A 17,077-nucleotide genomic window follows, 5' to 3' on the forward strand; every position below is an offset into this window, starting at 1 on the left:
CGGACATCCGCCCTAGAGACCGTCAGGAGATCAAAGACATGGCTCGAATTACCCTTCGCCAGCTTCTCGATCACGCCGCCGAAAACGGCTACGGCATGCCGGCGTTCAACGTCAACAACATGGAACAGGTCATCGCCATCATGGAGGCGGCCCGCGAGGTCGACGCTCCGGTGATCCTGCAGGCCAGCCGCGGCGCCCGCAACTACGCCAACGACATCATGCTCGCCAAGATGATCGAGGCGGCCGAGCTGATCTTTCCGGAGATCCCGATCTGCGTTCACCAGGACCACGGCAACAACGAGGCGACCTGCCTGACTGCCATCCAGCACGGCTTCACCTCCGTGATGATGGACGGCTCGCTTGAGGGCGACGGCAAGACGCCGGCCAGCTACGAGTACAATGTCGACATCACCAGGCGCGTCACCGAGATGGCGCACTGGGTCGGCGCCTCGACGGAGGGCGAACTCGGCGTCCTCGGCTCGCTGGAGACCGGCGAGGGCGAGAAGGAGGACGGCCATGGCTTCGAGGGCAAGCTCGACCACAGCCAGCTCCTGACCGATCCCGACCAGGCTGTCGATTTCGTCAGGAAGACCAAGGTCGACGCGCTGGCGATCGCCATGGGCACCTCGCACGGCGCCTACAAGTTCACGCGCGAGCCGGACGGCGACATCCTCGCCATGCACGTGATCAAGGAGATCAACGAAAAGCTGCCGAACACGCACCTCGTCATGCACGGCTCCTCCGCGGTGCCGCAGGAGCTGCAGGACATCATCAACGAGTTCGGCGGGGACATGCCGCAGACCTGGGGCGTGCCGGTGCACGAGTGCCAGCTCGGCATCAAGCACGGCGTGCGCAAGATCAACATCGACACCGACTGCCGCCTGGCGATGAGCGGCCAGGTCCGCCGCGTGCTGACCCAGTCGCCGGCCGAGTTCGATCCCCGCAAATACCTGAAGCCCGCCCTGGACGCCATGCGCGCGCTCTGCAAGCAGCGCTTCCAGGAATTCGGCGCCGAGGGCCAGGCATCGAAGATCAAGGTCATCCCGATCAAGGAGATGGCATCCCGCTACGCTTCCGGCGCGCTCGACCCCCAGGTCGGCGTGGCTGAGGCAGCCGAGTAACGCCGCCAAGGCGGCCGAGTAACAACGACGTCGGACACGCTGTTCGACGCCATCCGCGAAGAGGAGAAGGCTATGGCTGGTGAAGCCAAGAGCGGCGGCTACGTCGCCGGCGTGAAAGAGTATCGGGAAACCTACTGGATGCCCGATTACACCCCCAAGGACACGGACCTGCTGGCCTGTTTCAAGGTCACCCCGCAGGCCGGCGTCCCGCGCGAAGAGGCGGCTGCGGCCGTGGCCGCGGAATCCTCGACCGGCACATGGACGACGGTGTGGACCGACCTCCTGACCGATCTGGACTACTACAAGGGCCGCGCCTATGCGATCGAGGACGTGCCGGGCGACGACGAGGCCTTCTACGCCTTTATCGCCTATCCCATCGACCTGTTCGAAGAGGGATCGGTGGTGAACGTGTTCACCTCGCTGGTCGGCAACGTCTTCGGCTTCAAGGCGGTGCGTGCCCTGCGCCTGGAAGATGTGCGCTTCCCGATCGCCTATGTGATGACCTGCAACGGCCCCCCGCACGGCATCCAGGTCGAGCGCGACATCATGAACAAGTACGGCCGGGCCATGCTCGGCTGCACCATCAAGCCGAAGCTCGGCCTTTCGGCCAAGAACTACGGCCGCGCCGTCTATGAGTGCCTGCGCGGCGGCCTCGACTTCACCAAGGACGATGAGAACGTCAACTCCCAGCCCTTCATGCGCTGGCGCCAGCGGTTCGACTTCGTCATGGAGGCGATCGAGAAGGCCGAGGCCGAGACCGGCGAGCGCAAGGGCCACTATTTGAACGTCACCGCGCCGACCCCGGACGAGATGTTCAAGCGGGCCGAATACGCCAAGGAACTCGGCGCGCCGATCATCATGCACGACTACATCACCGCGGGCTTTTGCGCCAACACCGGCCTTGCCCAGTGGTGCCGCGACAACGGCGTGCTCCTGCATATCCACCGTGCCATGCATGCCGTCATCGACCGCAATCCGCGCCACGGCATCCATTTCCGGGTGCTGACCAAGATCCTGCGGCTGTCCGGCGGCGACCACCTGCACACCGGCACCGTGGTCGGCAAGCTTGAGGGCGACCGCGCCTCGACGCTCGGCTGGATCGACCTTTTGCGCGAAAGGTACATCAAGGAAGACCGCTCGCGCGGCATCTTCTTCGATCAGGACTGGGGCGCCATGCCCGGTGCCTTCGCGGTCGCCTCCGGCGGCATCCACGTCTGGCACATGCCGGCGCTGGTCTCCATCTTCGGCGACGACGCCGTGCTGCAGTTCGGCGGCGGCACCCTCGGCCACCCCTGGGGCAACGCCGCCGGCGCGGCCGCCAACCGGGTCGCCCTGGAAGCCTGCGTCGAAGCCCGCAATGAGGGCCGGGTGCTGGAAAAGGAAGGCAAGGACATCCTCACCGACGCCGCCAAGCACAGCCCGGAACTGAAGATGGCGATGGAGACCTGGAAAGAGATCAAGTTCGAGTTCGACACCGTCGACAAGCTCGACGTCGCCCACCGCTAGCGGGCGATGCGCCCCCTGCCCTGCCGGCCCGCGCCGGCAGCGGCGGCCGGGCACGACCGATCTTTCTTTCCAAAGGGCGCCGCCCTTGATGAACCGTCTTTGAAGGAAACCGAAAATGAGCGAGATGCAGGACTACAAGTCGAGCCTCAGCGACGTTACCAGCCGCAAGTTCGAGACCTTTTCCTACCTGCCGGAGATGGATGACGAGCGCATCCGCAAGCAGGTCGCCTATATCGTCTCCAAGGGCTGGAACCCGGCCATCGAGCATGTCGAGCCGGAAAACGCCTTCGACCACTACTGGTACATGTGGAAGCTGCCGATGTTCGGCGAGACCGACGTCGACCGCATCCTGGCCGAGGTCGAGGCCTGCCACAAGGCCCACCCGGACAACCACATCCGCCTCATCGGCTACGACAACTACCAGCAGACCAAGGGCGCCGAGATGGTCGTCCGCCGCGGCACCCCGGTCTGATCCGGAGCGCTTCGCGCAGACACTTGCGTCATTGCGAGCGAAGCGAAGCAATCCAGGGCCTCACGCACAGAACTGGATTGCTTCGTCGGCTCCGCCTCCTCGCAATGACGATCACCACCAAACAAAGACACCCAAGCCCCAAACCAACCAGCGACCAGACCCATGACCGAGATGTCCATCGACCAGTTTCGCCTGAAAGCCGAGCCCTACTACCGGCCCGTCGGCAATGAGGTCGACCTGTTCGAGGCCGCCTATGCCCGGCGCATGCCGGTGATGCTGAAGGGCCCGACCGGCTGCGGCAAGTCCCGCTTCGTGGAGTATATGGCGTTCAAGCTCGGCCGGCCGCTGATCACCGTTGCCTGCAACGAGGACATGACGGCGTCCGACCTCGTCGGCCGCTTCCTCCTCGACAAGGACGGCACCCGCTGGCAGGACGGCCCGCTGACGACCGCCGCCCGCATCGGCGCCATCTGCTACCTGGATGAAGTGGTCGAGGCGCGCCAGGACACCACCGTGGTGATCCACCCGCTGACCGACTACCGGCGCTGCCTGCCCCTCGACAAGAAGCAGGAGCTTCTTCAAGCGCATGAGGACTTCCAGCTCGTCATCTCCTACAACCCCGGCTACCAGAGCCTGATGAAGGACCTGAAGCCCTCGACCAAGCAGCGCTTCGGCGCCCTCGCCTTCGACTATCCGGAGGCCGAGCTTGAGACCGAGATCGTCGCCGCGGAGACCGGCGTCGACAAGGAGATCGCCGGCAAGCTGGTGCAGATCGCCCACCGCGCCCGCAACCTCAAGGGCCATGGCCTCGACGAGGGCATCTCCACCCGCCTCCTCGTCTATGCCGGCCAGATCATCGCCGAGGGTGTCGATCCGGTGCTCGCCTGCAAGATGACGCTGGTCACCCCGCTGACCGACGATCCCGACATGCAGGAGACCCTGGAGGCCGCCGTCGCCACCTACTTCTTTGCGTGAGGTAAGGCGATGCCGGCACGGGCAGAACCATGACCGTCGACCTTGAGGAGTACCGCGAGACCCTGTCGAAAAAGGCGCCGGAAATCGCCGACATCCTGACGGCGGTGTTCCCGGATGCGGCGCGCCACATGTCGCCCGCGGGCCTGAAGACCTGGCTTGACGGCGCCCGCGCCCTCGCCGATCTCGGCCGCGGCGTCAACGTCGTCGAAGCGTTCCTGCGCGAAATGCCGCTGGTCGCCAAGGAATGCGGCGACGACGTCATCGAGGACTGCGTCGTCGCGGCGATGAAGCTCTCCTCCATGACCTCCGGCGAGATCATCACCCTGCTGATCGAGAGCTTGCCCGTCGCCGCCCGCCGGCTCGGCGACCCGGAACTGCTGCGCGGCTATCTCGCCCTCATCCACCAGATTTCGGCCAAGGCCCCGCGGGGCCTCCGGCCCATGCTCGGCATCATCGACGAGCTCCTCGACAAGCTGACGCTCTCCGGGCTCCGCCGCTGGGCCAATTTCGGCGCCGAGGCGCACCGCCGCGACCTCAATTCGCTGACCGCCTATTTCAGCCTCAGCGCCCCGGACAGCCAGGCAGTCCTCAGGAAGGAGCGGCGCGGCACGCTCTTCATCAACGTCCAGAGGAAGCTCAACTATTTCCTCCGCGCCCTCTGGGGCCGCGATTTCTTCCTGCGCCCCACTGCCGCCGACCATGCCGGGTTCCGGCCCTATATCGAGGATTTCGTGCTCCACCTGCCGGACGCCGTCGACCCGGTCGGCACCACCTCGGGCCTCGACCTCTTCCGGGCGATGGCCGCGCACCTCGCCTCCCACGTCCATTACACGCGCGAGCGCATTTCCGCGGAGCAACTGACGCCGGCCCAGATGTTCTTCATCGGCCTCATCGAGGACGCCCGCGTCGAATACCTCGCGATCCGTGACTTCCCCGGCCTGAAACTGCTGTGGCGCGGGCTGCTGTCGCTGGAGCGCGACGACAAGGTCGAGCACCCCACCGTCGTCGCGCTGGAACGCCTCGCCCTGATGCTGATCGACGAGGCGGTGACGACGGGCGATGCGGACCTTGCTGCACTCGCGGAAAAATTCCACGCCGAGATCGCGGTGCGCTGCGAGGACGCCCAGTTCTCCTGGCATCTCGGCCTCGACGTCTTCAACCTCTTTGCCGGCCGGCGCGACGTCCCCAGCCTTCGCATCCTGGAATCGATCCGCATCCCCTACCGCGACGACAACCGCTACATCTGGGCCTTCGACGAGACCGCTTGGGAGAACGATATAGAGCGCATCGCCGGCAGCCGCGCCCAGAAGCGCCGGGTCGTCGGCCTGATGGAGATGGTCAACGAGGTCAACAACGAATTCGCCAGCGACGACGCGGAGGAGATCTGGCGCCTCACCACCCCCTTCTGGCTCGACCAGGAGGAAATGACCATCAACGAGCTGGAGGGCACCGAGCCGATCTCGGAGCCCTACCACTACCATGAGTGGGACTATCAGGTTCAGCTCTTCCGCCCCGACTGGGCGACCGTCTACGAGCGCCGCCAGCCCAAGGGCGAGGTCGAGGACATCGAGCGCATCCTCACAGAGCACCGGCCCGTCACCCAGCGCATCCGCCAGATCATCGACCTGTTGCAGCCCCAGGGCGTCCAGCGGATTCGCAACATGGAGGACGGCGACGAGATCGACATCAACGCCGCGGTCGATGCCATGATCGCCATCCGCATGGGCGACCAGCCGGACCCGCGCATCACCATGCGCAACGTGCTGAAGACGCGCGACCTCGCCGTGCTCGTCCTCCTGGACCTGTCCGAGTCCACCAACGACGTGGTCGACGATGTCGACGGCAAGACCGTGCTCGACCTCACCCGCGAGGCGACGGCGCTGGTCGCCACCGCCATCGCCGGCATCGGCGACGCCTTCGCTGTCCACGGCTTTTCGTCCGACAGCCGCCACGACGTGCAGTATTTCCGCTTCAAGGATTTCACCGAGCGCTTCGACGACGACGCCAAGGCGCGGCTTGCCGGCATGCGCGGCGGGCTCTCCACCCGCATGGGCGCCGCCATGCGCCATGCCGCCCACCATTTGACGCGCCGCCCCGAACGCCACAAACTGCTGCTGCTGGTCACCGACGGCGAACCGGCCGACATCGACGAGCGCGATCCGCAGCACCTGCGCCACGATACGCGCAAGGCCGTGGAGGAGCTCTATACCAGGGGCGTCCTCTCCTACTGCCTGACGCTCGACGCCGAGGCCGACGACTACGTGCAGCGCATTTTCGGCATCAACAACTACACGATTATCGACAATGTCGAGCGGTTGCCGGAAAAGCTGCCGACGCTGTTCGCCAGTTTGACCAGGTAAGAAAGCCTGACCAGATGAGAAACGCGGAGACCGCCGGTGAGTGACGAAAAACGCTATGTCGGCATCGACAAGGACATCAATGGCGGCATGACCGACACCGCCAAGATCATCCGCGATGCCTGGGTCTTCGGCATCATCCCGGAGACCGAGACCTGCGCCGGCTGGAACGCGGCCGGCATCGAGACGTTGTGGGAAAAGGTCAACGCCGAATGGGGCCGCTACGGCTTTCGCGTCGCCGCCCTGCCGCCGGAATTGCGCGAGCGCTTCGAGCGCATCCAGTCCGGCGCCGTCGCCACGGCAAGAGCCGGCGGCTGGGACCCGGACCGCGAGATCGCCGAGGACTGATGCGATGAGCGCGCCCGACCGTCTTTCTCACGTCATCCGCTCTATGGACAAAAACCCGCGATAGACCCGTCACCGACAGAGGAAACACCGCCATGCCCCAAGGATCGAGCCGCCCGATCGTGATTGCCCCGTCCATCCTGTCCGCCGACTTCGCAAAGCTCGGCGACGAGGTCTGCGCCATCGACCGCGCCGGCTGCGATTGGGTCCATGTCGACGTCATGGACGGCCATTACGTGCCGAACATCACCATCGGCCCGGCCGTGGTGAAGGCGCTCCGCCCGCACACCGATAAGGTCATGGACGTCCACCTGATGATCGCCCCGGCCGATCCCTATCTGGAGGCCTTCGCCGATGCCGGCTCCGATATCATCACCGTCCACGCCGAGGCCGGCCCCCACCTCGACCGCTCGCTGCAGGTAATCAAGAACCTCGGCAAGAAAGCCGGCGTCTCGCTCAACCCCTCGACCCCGGAAAGCGCCATCGAATACGTCCTCGACCGCCTCGACCTGATCCTCGTCATGAGCGTCAATCCGGGCTTCGGCGGCCAAGCCTTCATCCCGGCGGTGCTGGAAAAAATCCGCCGCATCAAGACCATGATCGGCGACCGCCCGATCGACATCGAGGTCGACGGCGGCGTGTCTCCCGATACGGTCGGCCAGGTCACCGAGGCCGGCGCCAACGCCCTCGTTGCCGGCTCCGCAGTCTTCAAGGGCGGCACGGAAGAGGCCTACAAGGCCAACATCGACGCCATCCGCACCAACGGCCTCGCGGCGCTGGGCAAGGCGGCTTGAAGCCTCCTCTCCGCGTCATCCCGGCCGGAGCGCAGCGGAGAGACGGGATCTATTGCCCCTCTCCGCGCAGTACGCCGGGTGTCGGTGCGCACCGCCCCTGGATTGCTTCGCTCCGCTCGCAATGACGCTAACTATTTGATTACAAATAGAACTGGCGTCATTGCGAGGAGGCCGACAGGCCGACGCGGCAATCCATTGGGCGTCGCGACAAGGTAGCCCATCGTGGATTTTCGCACGGTATGACGAGCACCAGCCCCCTCACCGCCTCCGCCCATGCAGGATCATCGCCGCGACGGCAGACGAGATCGTCGCGGCGGAGTAGAACCAGATGCCCGGCAGGGTGACGGCGGCGGCAAGGCCGCTCGTTTTCGCCGCGACGATGGCGAGCGCCACCACCATCACGTCCATCATCGACCATTTGGAAACGGCCGACAGCGCTCCGAGCCGCTTGGCCGACGAGCCGCCGACGGCGACGAGAAAGAGCAACAGCAGCTTCAGCGCCGGGAAGGCGATGGAGAACGCCCCAATAATCACGGCAAGAAACGTGTCGCCTTCGCGATAGAGCGTCTCGACGATCTCGATCAGCGTCGGCGTTTCCTCGAAGAAGTAGAGCGTCTCGAACCGCACCAGCGGCAGCGTCAGGCCAAGGCCGAAGGAAAACCCGGCGACATAGAGAAGGACGGCGAGGATGAGGCGCATGGGCAGATGGCGTCCGGTCGTCTCCGGCCCGGCCGGATGATCCGGGCACCACTCCCTCCTAGATGTGCCGAACGGGCAACGAACGCAACCGCGCCCGGCGCCGCCCTTTCCGGCCTTGCCAGAATGCGGCCCCCATGGGACACAGGCGAAGCATTCCAAAAGCCGCAAAGGTCGCCAAAAAAATGTCCACCGGCACCCACGAATACGCCGCCGATCCGCGCAATGCGGACATCCTGATTTCGCTGAACGGCCGGCTGGTGCCGCGGGCCGAGGCGGTCGTCTCGGTGTTCGATTCCGGCTTCATCCTCGGCGACGGCGTCTGGGAGGGATTGCGGGTCGTCGACGGCGGCATCGCGTTCCTCGATGAGCATCTCGACCGGCTCTTCGAGGGCGCCAAGGCGCTCGACATGGAGATCGGCCTTTCCCGCGACGAGCTGACGGCGCGGCTCTATGAGTGCCTGGAAGCCAACGGCATGACCGACCACGTCCATATCCGTCTGATGGTGACCCGCGGAGAAAAGGCAACGCCCTACCAGGACCCGCGCATCACCATCGGCCCGCCGACCGTCGTCATCATCCCGGAATACAAGGAGCCGACGCCGGAGGTCACGAAGAACGGCGTGCGGCTCTTCACCGTCCATGTGCGGCGCACCGCGCCCGACATGCAGGACCAGAAGATCAACTCTCATTCCAAGCTGAACTGCATCCAGGCCTGCATCCAGGCGACCAAGGCCGGCGCCGACGAGGGCCTGATGCTCGACCCGGACGGCTGCGTCGCCACCTGCAACTCCACCCACTTCTTCATCGTCAGGAAAGGCGAGCTCTGGACCTCCGACGGCACCTACTGCCTCGGCGGCATCACCCGCGGCAACGTCCTCACCGTTTCCCGCAACGCCGGCATCCCGACCTTCGAAAAGCGCTTTTCCCTGGTCGACGTCTACGGCGCCGACGAGGCTTTTGTGACCGGCACCTTCGCCGGCCTCGTCCCGGTCGTGGAGGTCGATGGCAGGACCATCGGCGACGGCAAAAGGGCCGACGACGGCGACGCCGCCGGCCCGGTCACCCGCCGCCTCCGGACCCTCTACAAGGACTATGCCCGTGCCAGCGCCAAGCGGGCGAGCTGACGCGGCAGCGGAGGCACAGCGCCCGCCGCGCCTGTCGGTGCGCGGGCTGAAAACCCATACCGCGACCGTGGAGCGGCTGGACGTGGCCGCCGGCGAGATCGTCGCCCTCACCGGCCCCTCCGGTTCCGGAAAGAGCCTCATCCTGCGCGCCATCGCCGACCTCGACCCCGCCCCCGGCACCGTCCTCCTCGACGGCACCGACCGCAACGCGATGCCGGCGCCCGACTGGCGCCGCAAGGTCGGCTATCTGGCGGCGGAGACCGGCTGGTGGGCGGAGCGGGTCGGCGCGCATTTTGCCGACCGCGCGGCCACCGCACCGCTCGTTGCAAGGCTTGGCTTCGATGACGGCGTCTGGGACTGGGAAATCGCCCGACTCTCCACCGGCGAAAAGCAGCGCCTCGGCTTTGCCCGGCTGCTGGCCGGCGCGCCTCAGGTGCTGCTCCTCGACGAGCCCACCGGGGCGCTCGACCCGGAGGCGACGACAAGCGTCGAGGCCCTGATCGAAGAGCGCCTTGCCGATGGCGTCGCGATCATCCTCGTCACCCACGATGCCGACCAGGCCGCCCGCCTCGCCCGGCGCCACGTCACCATCCAGGGCGGCCGGGTGGCGGACGCGGGAGGCACGCCATGAGCGACTACGTCCAGCTCACCTACGGCCATGTGGCGATGGCCGCGATCTTCCTCTGCCTCAACGGCGCGATCTCCATCGCCCTCGGCCTCGGCCTCGCCAAAAAACTCGCCATCTCGGCCGTGCGCATGGCGATCCAGCTCGTCCTCGTCGGGCTCATCCTCAAAACCCTCTTCGACATCTCCTCGCCCTGGCTGACGCTGGCCGTTGCCCTGATCATGGGCGCGGTCGCCGGCCGCGAGGTGCTGTCGCGCCAGGAAACGCCGGTCGCCGGCCTCTGGGGCTACGGCATCGGCACCGGCGCCATGGTGCTTTCCGGCGGCATCGTCCTCATCTTCGCCCTCACCCTGCAGATCGACGCCGACCCCTGGTATTCCCCGCGCTACGCCCTGCCCCTCTTCGGCATGATCCTCGGCAACGCCATGACCGGCGTCGCCCTCGGCCTTGAGACGTTGACCCGGGCCGCCCGGCGCGAACGCCCGGCGATCGAGGCGCGCCTGGCGCTGGGTGCGACCCGCTGGGAGGCGCTGCGCCCCTTCACCCGCCAGGCGCTCGCCACCGGCTTCATGCCCTCGATCAACGCCATGGCCGCCACCGGCGTCGTCTCCCTGCCGGGCATGATGACCGGCCAGATCCTTGCCGGCATTGCGCCGACCGAGGCGGTGAAATACCAGTTGATGATCATGTTCCTGATCGCCGGCTCCACCGGCATGGGCGTGCTCCTGTCGGTGCTGATCTCCACCTGGCGCCTCACCGACACCCGCCACCGCCTGCGCCTCGACCGGCTCACCCGCTCGACCTGAGACCCGCCATGCCCGAGAACACCGATACGCCCGTCCGCATTGCCCCAATTCGCATCGCCATGTGGTCCGGCCCGCGCAACATCTCGACAGCTATGATGCGCTCCTTCGAGAACCGGCCGGACACCGCCGTCGTCGACGAGCCGTTCTACGCCGCCTATCTGCAGATGACCGGCATCGACCACCCGATGACCCCGGAGATCATCGAAGCCGGCGAGACCGACTGGACAAAGGTCGTCGAGTTCCTCCTCGGCCCGGTGCCCGGAAGCTGTCCGGTGTTCTACCAGAAGCAGATGACCCACCACATGATCGAGGGGGTCGGGCGCGACTGGCTGGACGACGTCGTCAACGTCTTCCTCATCCGCCGGCCGGAGAACGTGCTCGCCTCCTACAGCGCCAAGCGCGAGGAGGTGACGCTCCGCGACATCGGCTTTCAGGAACAGGCGGACATTTTTGACGAGGTCGCCGACAGGCTCGGCAAAGCCCCGCCGGTGATCGACGCCGCCGACGTCCTCGCCGACCCGCGCGCGGCCCTCACCCGCCTCTGCGAGGTCGTCGGCATCCCGTTCTCCGAGAACATGCTCACCTGGCCCGCCGGCCGCCGCGCCAGCGACGGTGTCTGGGCGCCCCACTGGTACGGTGCCGTGGAAAAATCGACGGGTTTTTCACCGCCCTCAAAGGCGGTCGCCTATGAGGAGCTTAGCGAAGACCTCAAACCCATCTGCGACGATGCACGACCACTCTATGAGAAGCTGGCGCGACATCGGATCATGGGGGAAACAGCCAAAGATTGAGGTATCATGCGATCCTCTTTGAACTATTCAATGAGGACGAATTCACGCGGAATCTGGACGCGATGTCCGCAGGTATCGGACCAGTTTCCGCTGAGCATGTCGAACGAATCGGCGTCACCGCTCGTCGTCTCAATAAAGACTTGGTATTTTACCGAAACAAGCTTCCAAGCCTTTCCAGAAAAAACAAAATACCAAGGCGGCTCAAAATAGGTCAAATCAGCAAAATGAATCGATGACGCGAATTCACAACAATCGCTATTTACTCGAAAAAACTGATCAATATCTTCGTATGGAATTGTCCTTTTAATATCCTCTCTTCCGGATCTGTATCTGGCTGTAAACGGACGGACGTCATGGCCGATATATTCGGAGCTTTGAATCAGATTTCTGAAGATTTCATGCTTGGACAAAAAGCGTCCTTCCTTCCAGCAGAACCCTTGCGCGTTCAACGTTGCCCACACCGAAAGACCGATGACGGCGAATGCGGCTATGGAACCGCCAATCACCCAGGCTGCGATGGTCTCGCTTTTCACTATGAAGAGCCCCCGGATCAATCAAACGCGACAGGGCGTAAACAACATCAACCCGAGTCCTTGGCAGACATCGGGACTCCCCGGGCACCACAGCGATAGCGCTTTTTGACATCCGGTTGGTATACGCAGGATAAACAGTACAGCCGACGCGTGCAATCACCTCGCCGCGATCAAGCAGCGGGCGCGTCATTGCATCCTGGAGGGCGGGGAGAAAACGGGGCCTTGAGGCGTTTTGTGGCGGCGCGGCCTAATAGGCCGCGCGCTGGCCGGCGATCTCGTCGAGGACGTCCTGCTCGGCCGCTTCCTCGGCGTGGCGCTCGCGCTCCTGGTCGCGCTCGTGCAGCAGCTCGACCTTCTTCAGCTCTTCCACGGCCTTGGCCATCTCGTCCTGGGCGTGTTCGAGCTGCGGCCTCAGATCCTCGACCGAGGCCATCAAATTGTCGCGCCTGGTGCGCGCCGCCTTGGCGAAGGTCGGATAGGCGAAATGGGTCACATCGGTGATGCCGACGCGCTCCTGCTCTGAGACTATCTGCTGGTCGAGCTCGTTCGCCATGCGCTCGAACTCGGCCATCATGGATTCGATCTGGGCCACCTGGCGGCGCTTCTCATCAAGCTGGAAGCGCTTCAGACGGATGAAATTTTCACGCGGCTTCATTACTCGTTACTCCCCGAGTTGGGGGCAGAATAGGTCGAATACATTTCCAAAAGGTTGGCAAGTTCGGAAAAACCGTCCGCAAAGGCCGACGCCTCGTCCTTGCCCTGGGACAGGAACGCCTCCATCGGCTCGTTGAGCCGGATCGCCTCGTCGACGGTGGCATCGGACCCGGAGCGATAGGCGCCGAGCCGGATCAGCTCCTCCATGTCGGCAAAGACGGACATCAGCCGCTTCGCCTCGCGGATCGCCGGGCGGAACTCCTCCGGCGTCGCCTTCGGCAGCGTCCGCGACACGGATTTGAGGACGTTGATCGCCGGATAGCGGCCGCGCTCGGCGATGCTGCGCTCCATGACGATATGGCCGTCGAGGATGCCGCGCACCGCGTCGGCGATCGGCTCATTATGGTTGTCGCCTTCCACCAGCACCGTAAAGAGCCCGGTGACGGTGCCAGAGCCGCGCCGCCCCGGTCCTGCCCGTTCAAGGAGCCGCGGCAGTTCGGAAAAGACGGTCGGCGTATAGCCCTTGGAGGTCGGCGGCTCGCCGGCGGCAAGACCGATCTCGCGCTGGGCCTGGGCGAAACGGGTGACAGAGTCCATAAGACAGAGGACGTCCTTGCCCTCGTCGCGGAAGAACTCCGACATGGTGAGGGTCAGATACGCCGCCTGCCGGCGCATCAGGGCGGATTCGTCGGACGTGGCGACGACGACGACGGAGCGCGCGATGCCCTCCTCGCCGAGATCGTCCTCCAAAAACTCCTGCACCTCGCGGCCGCGCTCGCCGATGAGGCCGATCACCGAGACGTCGGCGGCGGTGTTGCGTGCCAGCATGGACAGGAGCACCGACTTGCCGACGCCGCTGCCGGCAAAGACGCCCATGCGCTGGCCGCGGCAGCAGGTAACGAAGGTATTGAGCGCCCTGACGCCGAGATCGATCGCGGCGCCGACCCGGGCCCGGTCGTGGGCCGGCGGCGGCGGCGCCCTCAACGGCCGCGCTTCCTCGCCCTGGCCGATCGGCCCCTTGCCGTCGATCGGCTCGCCGAAGGCATTGACCACCCGGCCGAGCCAGGCCGTCGACGGCAGCACGGAGGACTCCGCCGACATGATGATCGCCCGGCAGCCCATGCGCACGCCTTCCAGCCGCCCGAACGGCAGGCACAGGGCCCGCTCGCCGCGGAACCCGACCACTTCGCACTGCATAGCACCGCCGGCGGTCTCGATCGCCAGCCGGGCGCCGACGCCCATCTGGTGCAGCGGGCCGGCGACCTCGACCAGGAGCCCCTGCACGCCCACCACGCGGCCGAATATCTCGACCGGGCGAAGTGATTCGATCTGTCCGATGAGGGAGTCCACGAATCGCTCACATCTTGTTTAGAAGCCCGTGATGGTAACCCTTCGTTTACGGGTTTCGTCAAACATCGTTTTCGAAGGCTTAAGGTGCCGGTCTCCGTTGATGGTAAATGCCGTCCGGAGAGCGTGAGTCCGATGAATCACTTAGGAGAATTTCTTAAACCGGATTCTGCCAACAGATACGGTGGATTCCGGCTTTTGAATCAGGAAGATGAAGTTAATTCTCCACGCAAGGTATGAATGCTCTTCCACTGCGAATCAGTTTTTGTTAACCATTGACGTGTAGCGTTTCGAAATGGGGTTAACGAGGACTTTCGGGTCGGTCGCGCTGCGCCTTCGGCACCGCATCCGGCAACTGAGAATGAGGATTATGGCATGCGAGTACTGCTGATCGAAGACGACGGCGCTACCGCCCAGAGCATCGAGTTGATGCTCAAATCGGAGAGTTTCAACGTCTATACGACCGACCTGGGCGAGGAAGGCATAGATCTCGGGAAAATCTACGATTACGACATCATTCTTCTCGATCTCAATCTGCCGGACATGTCGGGCTACGAGGTGCTGCGCACCCTTCGCGTGTCCAAGGTCAAGACGCCGATCCTGATCCTGTCCGGTCTGGCCGGCATCGAGGATAAGGTCCGCGGCCTCGGCTTCGGCGCCGACGACTACATGACCAAGCCGTTCCACAAGGACGAGCTGGTCGCCCGCATCCACGCCATCGTCCGCCGCTCCAAGGGCCATGCCCAGTCGGTCATCACCACCGGCGACCTGCGCGTCAACCTCGACACCAAGACGGTCGAGGTCAACGGCCAGCGCGTCCACCTGACCGGCAAGGAATACCAGATGCTGGAGCTGCTCTCCCTCAGGAAGGGCACCACCCTGACCAAGGAGATGTTCCTCAACCATCTCTATGGCGGCATGGATGAGCCGGAGCTGAAGATCATCGACGTCTTCATCTGCAAGCTGCGCAAGAAGCTGGCGGCAGCAACCGGCGGCAAGAATTACATCGAGACGGTCTGGGGCCGCGGCTACGTGCTGCGCGAGCCGGACGAGGACAGCATCCTGGAAAGCGCCTGATCCGTTCCCGACCCTCGCTTCGCGACGACCCAAGAACCCCGCCCCCCTCCCGGCGGGGTTTTTGCTTTTCCAACACCACCCCCCTTCCGCCGGATCGCCATCGCGCACCGTCACGCCGGCGTGGCGCCAAAAGAAAACCGCCGGACCGTCTTTCTGACGATCCGGCGGTATGTCGTTTCGAACGATCCTGCGGCGGGTGCCGTCAGCGCGCGGTGACGCCGCCGCCGGCAATCGCCGCAAAGCGCGGCGTGGCAAGACCACCGGCCGGCGACGCCTTGCTGTTGACGGCATAGAGACCGCGCTTGTCCTGCACCGGATGGAAGACGTCAGTCAGGCCGACCACGGTCTCGGCCGCGCCGAGCACCAGGAAGCCGTCGGATGCCATCTGCGCCTGGACCCGCTTCAGAACGTCGACCTTGGTCGGATGGTCGAAATAGATCAGCACGTTGCGGCAGAACACGATGTCGAACTGGCCGAGACCCCTGAGGCTCTCCAGGAGATTCAGCTTGCGCCACTGCACCATCGAGCGCAGCTCCGGCGCGATCTGCCACATGTCGCCCTTCTGCGTGAAGAACTTCATCAGCATCTGGATCGGCATGCCGCGCTGCACCTCGAACTGGGTGTAGAGGCCCGACTTGGCCTTGTCCAACACGTCGTTGGAAAGGTCCGTGCCGATGATCTCGATGCGCCAGCCGGCCAGCCGCGAGGCCATTTCCTTCAGGTTCATGGCGATCGAATAGGGCTCCTGGCCGGTCGAAGCCGCCGCGCACCAGATCCTGAGCCGCTTGCTGTCGGCGCGTGCGCGCAGCATGTGCGGCATCATCGTTTCGGTGAAGTGCTGGAACGGCGTCTTGTCGCGGAAGAAGAAGGATTCGTTGGTCGTCATCGCCTCGACGACCGTTTCCTCCAGTTGCCGCGCCCCCGGCCGGCGCAGCGCGGTGACGAGCTGGCCGATCGATTCCAGGCCGTTCTTGCGGGCGACCGGCAACAGGCGGTTTTCCACCAGGTACTGTTTTTCGTCGGCCAGCACCAGGCCCGAGCGGCTCTTCACGAAGCCGCGGATGAACTCGTATTCTTGCGGCGTCACAGGCGCTGACCTCCAAGGATCCGGGTAACTTTCGGCCCGATCTGGTCGAGCGGCAGGACTTCCGAGCACTCGCCGGTATGGGCGGCGGCCCCGGGCATGCCCCAGACCACGCTGGAGGCTTCGTCCTGCGCGATGATGCTCCCGCCGGCGCGGGCGATGGTGCGGGTGCCGTTCTCGCCGTCATTGCCCATGCCGGTCAGGACCAGGGCCAGCGTCGCGGAGCCATAGGCCTTGGCGACACTGTCGAACAGCGGATCGACGGCCGGCTTGCAGAAATTGACCGGCGGTCCGTCGTTGAGGCGGATGACGACGTCGGCGCCGGATTTCTCCACCGTCATGTGCTTGCCGCCGGGCGCAACATAGATGGTGCCGGGCTTCACCACCTCGCCCTCCTGACCCTCATGGGCCGGGCGGCCTGCGACCTTGGCCATGTGCTCGGCGAGAATGGCGGTGAAGGTCGGCGGCATGTGCTGGGTGACCAGCACCGGCACCCTGTCGATGGCCCGGCCGATCTGGCCGAACAGGACCGCGAGCGCCTGCGGCCCGCCGGTCGACGTGCCGATGGTCAGCACCCGCGGCATCTGCGGCGAATAGGACCTGAGCTTGATGCCGGCCATGCTGCGGCCGCCGACGGGAGCCGGCGCGGCCGCACCATGCGGACGTGCGCCCGGCTGCGGCGCGGCTGTCGCGCGACCCATCGGCCGGGTCGATCCGAGGCCGCCACCGGGACGTTCGGCGGCAAAGGACCGCCCGCCGGCGGGCCG

Annotated in this window: 18 protein-coding genes; 12 read left to right on the top strand and 6 right to left on the bottom strand. The window is 65.1% G+C overall.

Annotation, left to right across the window (positions count from 1 at the left end; genetic code table 11):
• Positions 1–38: 38 nt before the first annotated feature.
• The 7 genes from fba to rpe all read left to right on the top strand — a co-directional run bounded on the left by fba (position 39) and on the right by rpe (position 7,570).
• Complete coding sequence (fba, locus tag CH339_RS19625) at positions 39–1,121, top strand: class II fructose-bisphosphate aldolase (protein WP_111436070.1); 1,083 nt, start codon at positions 39–41, stop codon at positions 1,119–1,121.
• Positions 1,122–1,193: 72 nt separating this feature from the next.
• A complete protein-coding gene (locus CH339_RS19630) occupies positions 1,194–2,627 on the top strand; it encodes a form I ribulose bisphosphate carboxylase large subunit (RefSeq protein ID WP_111436071.1) in 1,434 nt (477 codons plus the stop codon).
• Between the two features lie 115 nt (positions 2,628–2,742).
• Positions 2,743–3,099: a ribulose bisphosphate carboxylase small subunit gene (locus CH339_RS19635; protein ID WP_111436072.1), complete on the top strand. Its 357-nt coding sequence runs from the start codon at positions 2,743–2,745 to the stop codon at positions 3,097–3,099.
• Between the two features lie 162 nt (positions 3,100–3,261).
• Positions 3,262–4,074 (top strand): CbbQ/NirQ/NorQ/GpvN family protein, encoded by an 813-nt coding sequence (locus tag CH339_RS19645; RefSeq protein ID WP_111436074.1) that lies wholly within the window; start codon positions 3,262–3,264, stop codon positions 4,072–4,074.
• Between the two features lie 29 nt (positions 4,075–4,103).
• On the top strand, positions 4,104–6,434 hold the full coding sequence (locus CH339_RS19650) for a nitric oxide reductase activation protein NorD (RefSeq protein WP_111436075.1): 2,331 nt from the start codon (positions 4,104–4,106) through the stop codon (positions 6,432–6,434).
• A 36-nt stretch (positions 6,435–6,470) separates the two neighbouring features.
• Positions 6,471–6,779, top strand: a complete 309-nt coding sequence (locus CH339_RS19655) for a hypothetical protein (RefSeq protein WP_111436076.1) — start codon at positions 6,471–6,473, stop codon at positions 6,777–6,779.
• 92 nt (positions 6,780–6,871) lie between these two features.
• Entirely contained in the window at positions 6,872–7,570 is a 699-nt protein-coding gene (gene rpe / locus CH339_RS19660; protein WP_111436077.1) for a ribulose-phosphate 3-epimerase, read from the top strand.
• 258 nt (positions 7,571–7,828) lie between these two features.
• Here the strand turns inward: rpe and CH339_RS19665 are convergent, their stop codons facing one another.
• Positions 7,829–8,269 carry a paraquat-inducible protein A gene (locus tag CH339_RS19665; protein WP_111436078.1) on the bottom strand — a complete coding sequence of 147 codons (441 nt, stop codon included), beginning with the start codon at positions 8,267–8,269 and terminating at the stop codon, positions 7,829–7,831.
• 182 nt (positions 8,270–8,451) lie between these two features.
• On the opposite strand from CH339_RS19665, the gene CH339_RS19670 reads away from it, so the two are divergent.
• Genes CH339_RS19670 through CH339_RS19685 form a run of 4 tightly spaced genes read left to right on the top strand, consistent with a single transcriptional unit; the run spans position 8,452 to position 11,615 of the window.
• A complete protein-coding gene (locus CH339_RS19670; protein WP_111436079.1) occupies positions 8,452–9,393 on the top strand; it encodes an aminotransferase class IV in 942 nt (313 codons plus the stop codon).
• Positions 9,368–10,024 carry an ABC transporter ATP-binding protein gene (locus CH339_RS19675; protein WP_420825905.1) on the top strand — a complete coding sequence of 219 codons (657 nt, stop codon included), beginning with the start codon at positions 9,368–9,370 and terminating at the stop codon, positions 10,022–10,024. The genes CH339_RS19670 and CH339_RS19675 overlap by 26 nt, the downstream gene beginning before the upstream one ends.
• Complete coding sequence (locus CH339_RS19680; RefSeq protein ID WP_111436081.1) at positions 10,021–10,824, top strand: ABC transporter permease; 804 nt, start codon at positions 10,021–10,023, stop codon at positions 10,822–10,824. The genes CH339_RS19675 and CH339_RS19680 overlap by 4 nt, the downstream gene beginning before the upstream one ends.
• An 8-nt stretch (positions 10,825–10,832) precedes the next feature.
• Positions 10,833–11,615 carry a sulfotransferase-like domain-containing protein gene (locus tag CH339_RS19685; RefSeq protein ID WP_201240844.1) on the top strand — a complete coding sequence of 261 codons (783 nt, stop codon included), beginning with the start codon at positions 10,833–10,835 and terminating at the stop codon, positions 11,613–11,615.
• A 23-nt stretch (positions 11,616–11,638) separates the two neighbouring features.
• Here the strand turns inward: CH339_RS19685 and CH339_RS19690 are convergent, their stop codons facing one another.
• The 3 genes from CH339_RS19690 to fliI form a co-directional block, all read right to left on the bottom strand.
• Positions 11,639–12,148 (bottom strand): hypothetical protein, encoded by a 510-nt coding sequence (locus CH339_RS19690; RefSeq protein ID WP_146610252.1) that lies wholly within the window; start codon positions 12,146–12,148, stop codon positions 11,639–11,641.
• A gap of 247 nt (positions 12,149–12,395) precedes the next feature.
• Positions 12,396–12,803, bottom strand: a complete 408-nt coding sequence (gene fliJ / locus CH339_RS19695) for a flagellar export protein FliJ (RefSeq protein ID WP_111436083.1) — start codon at positions 12,801–12,803, stop codon at positions 12,396–12,398.
• Positions 12,803–14,152 (bottom strand): flagellar protein export ATPase FliI, encoded by a 1,350-nt coding sequence (gene fliI / locus CH339_RS19700; protein ID WP_111436084.1) that lies wholly within the window; start codon positions 14,150–14,152, stop codon positions 12,803–12,805. Before fliI ends, fliJ begins: the two co-directional genes overlap by 1 nt.
• Positions 14,153–14,524: 372 nt before the next feature.
• On the opposite strand from fliI, the gene ctrA reads away from it, so the two are divergent.
• On the top strand, positions 14,525–15,226 hold the full coding sequence (gene ctrA / locus CH339_RS19705) for a response regulator transcription factor CtrA (protein ID WP_111436085.1): 702 nt from the start codon (positions 14,525–14,527) through the stop codon (positions 15,224–15,226).
• Positions 15,227–15,428: 202 nt separating this feature from the next.
• Here the strand turns inward: ctrA and CH339_RS19710 are convergent, their stop codons facing one another.
• Positions 15,429–16,313, bottom strand: coding sequence for a CheR family methyltransferase (locus CH339_RS19710; RefSeq protein WP_111436086.1), 885 nt, complete (start codon positions 16,311–16,313; stop codon positions 15,429–15,431).
• Positions 16,310–17,077 (bottom strand): chemotaxis protein CheB (locus CH339_RS19715; protein ID WP_276329887.1); only part of this gene is annotated, 768 nt, incomplete at its 5' end. The genes CH339_RS19710 and CH339_RS19715, both read right to left, overlap by 4 nt.

This window comes from Rhodobium orientis (assembly GCF_003258835.1).
Lineage (GTDB): Bacteria > Pseudomonadota > Alphaproteobacteria > Rhizobiales > Rhodobiaceae > Rhodobium > Rhodobium orientis.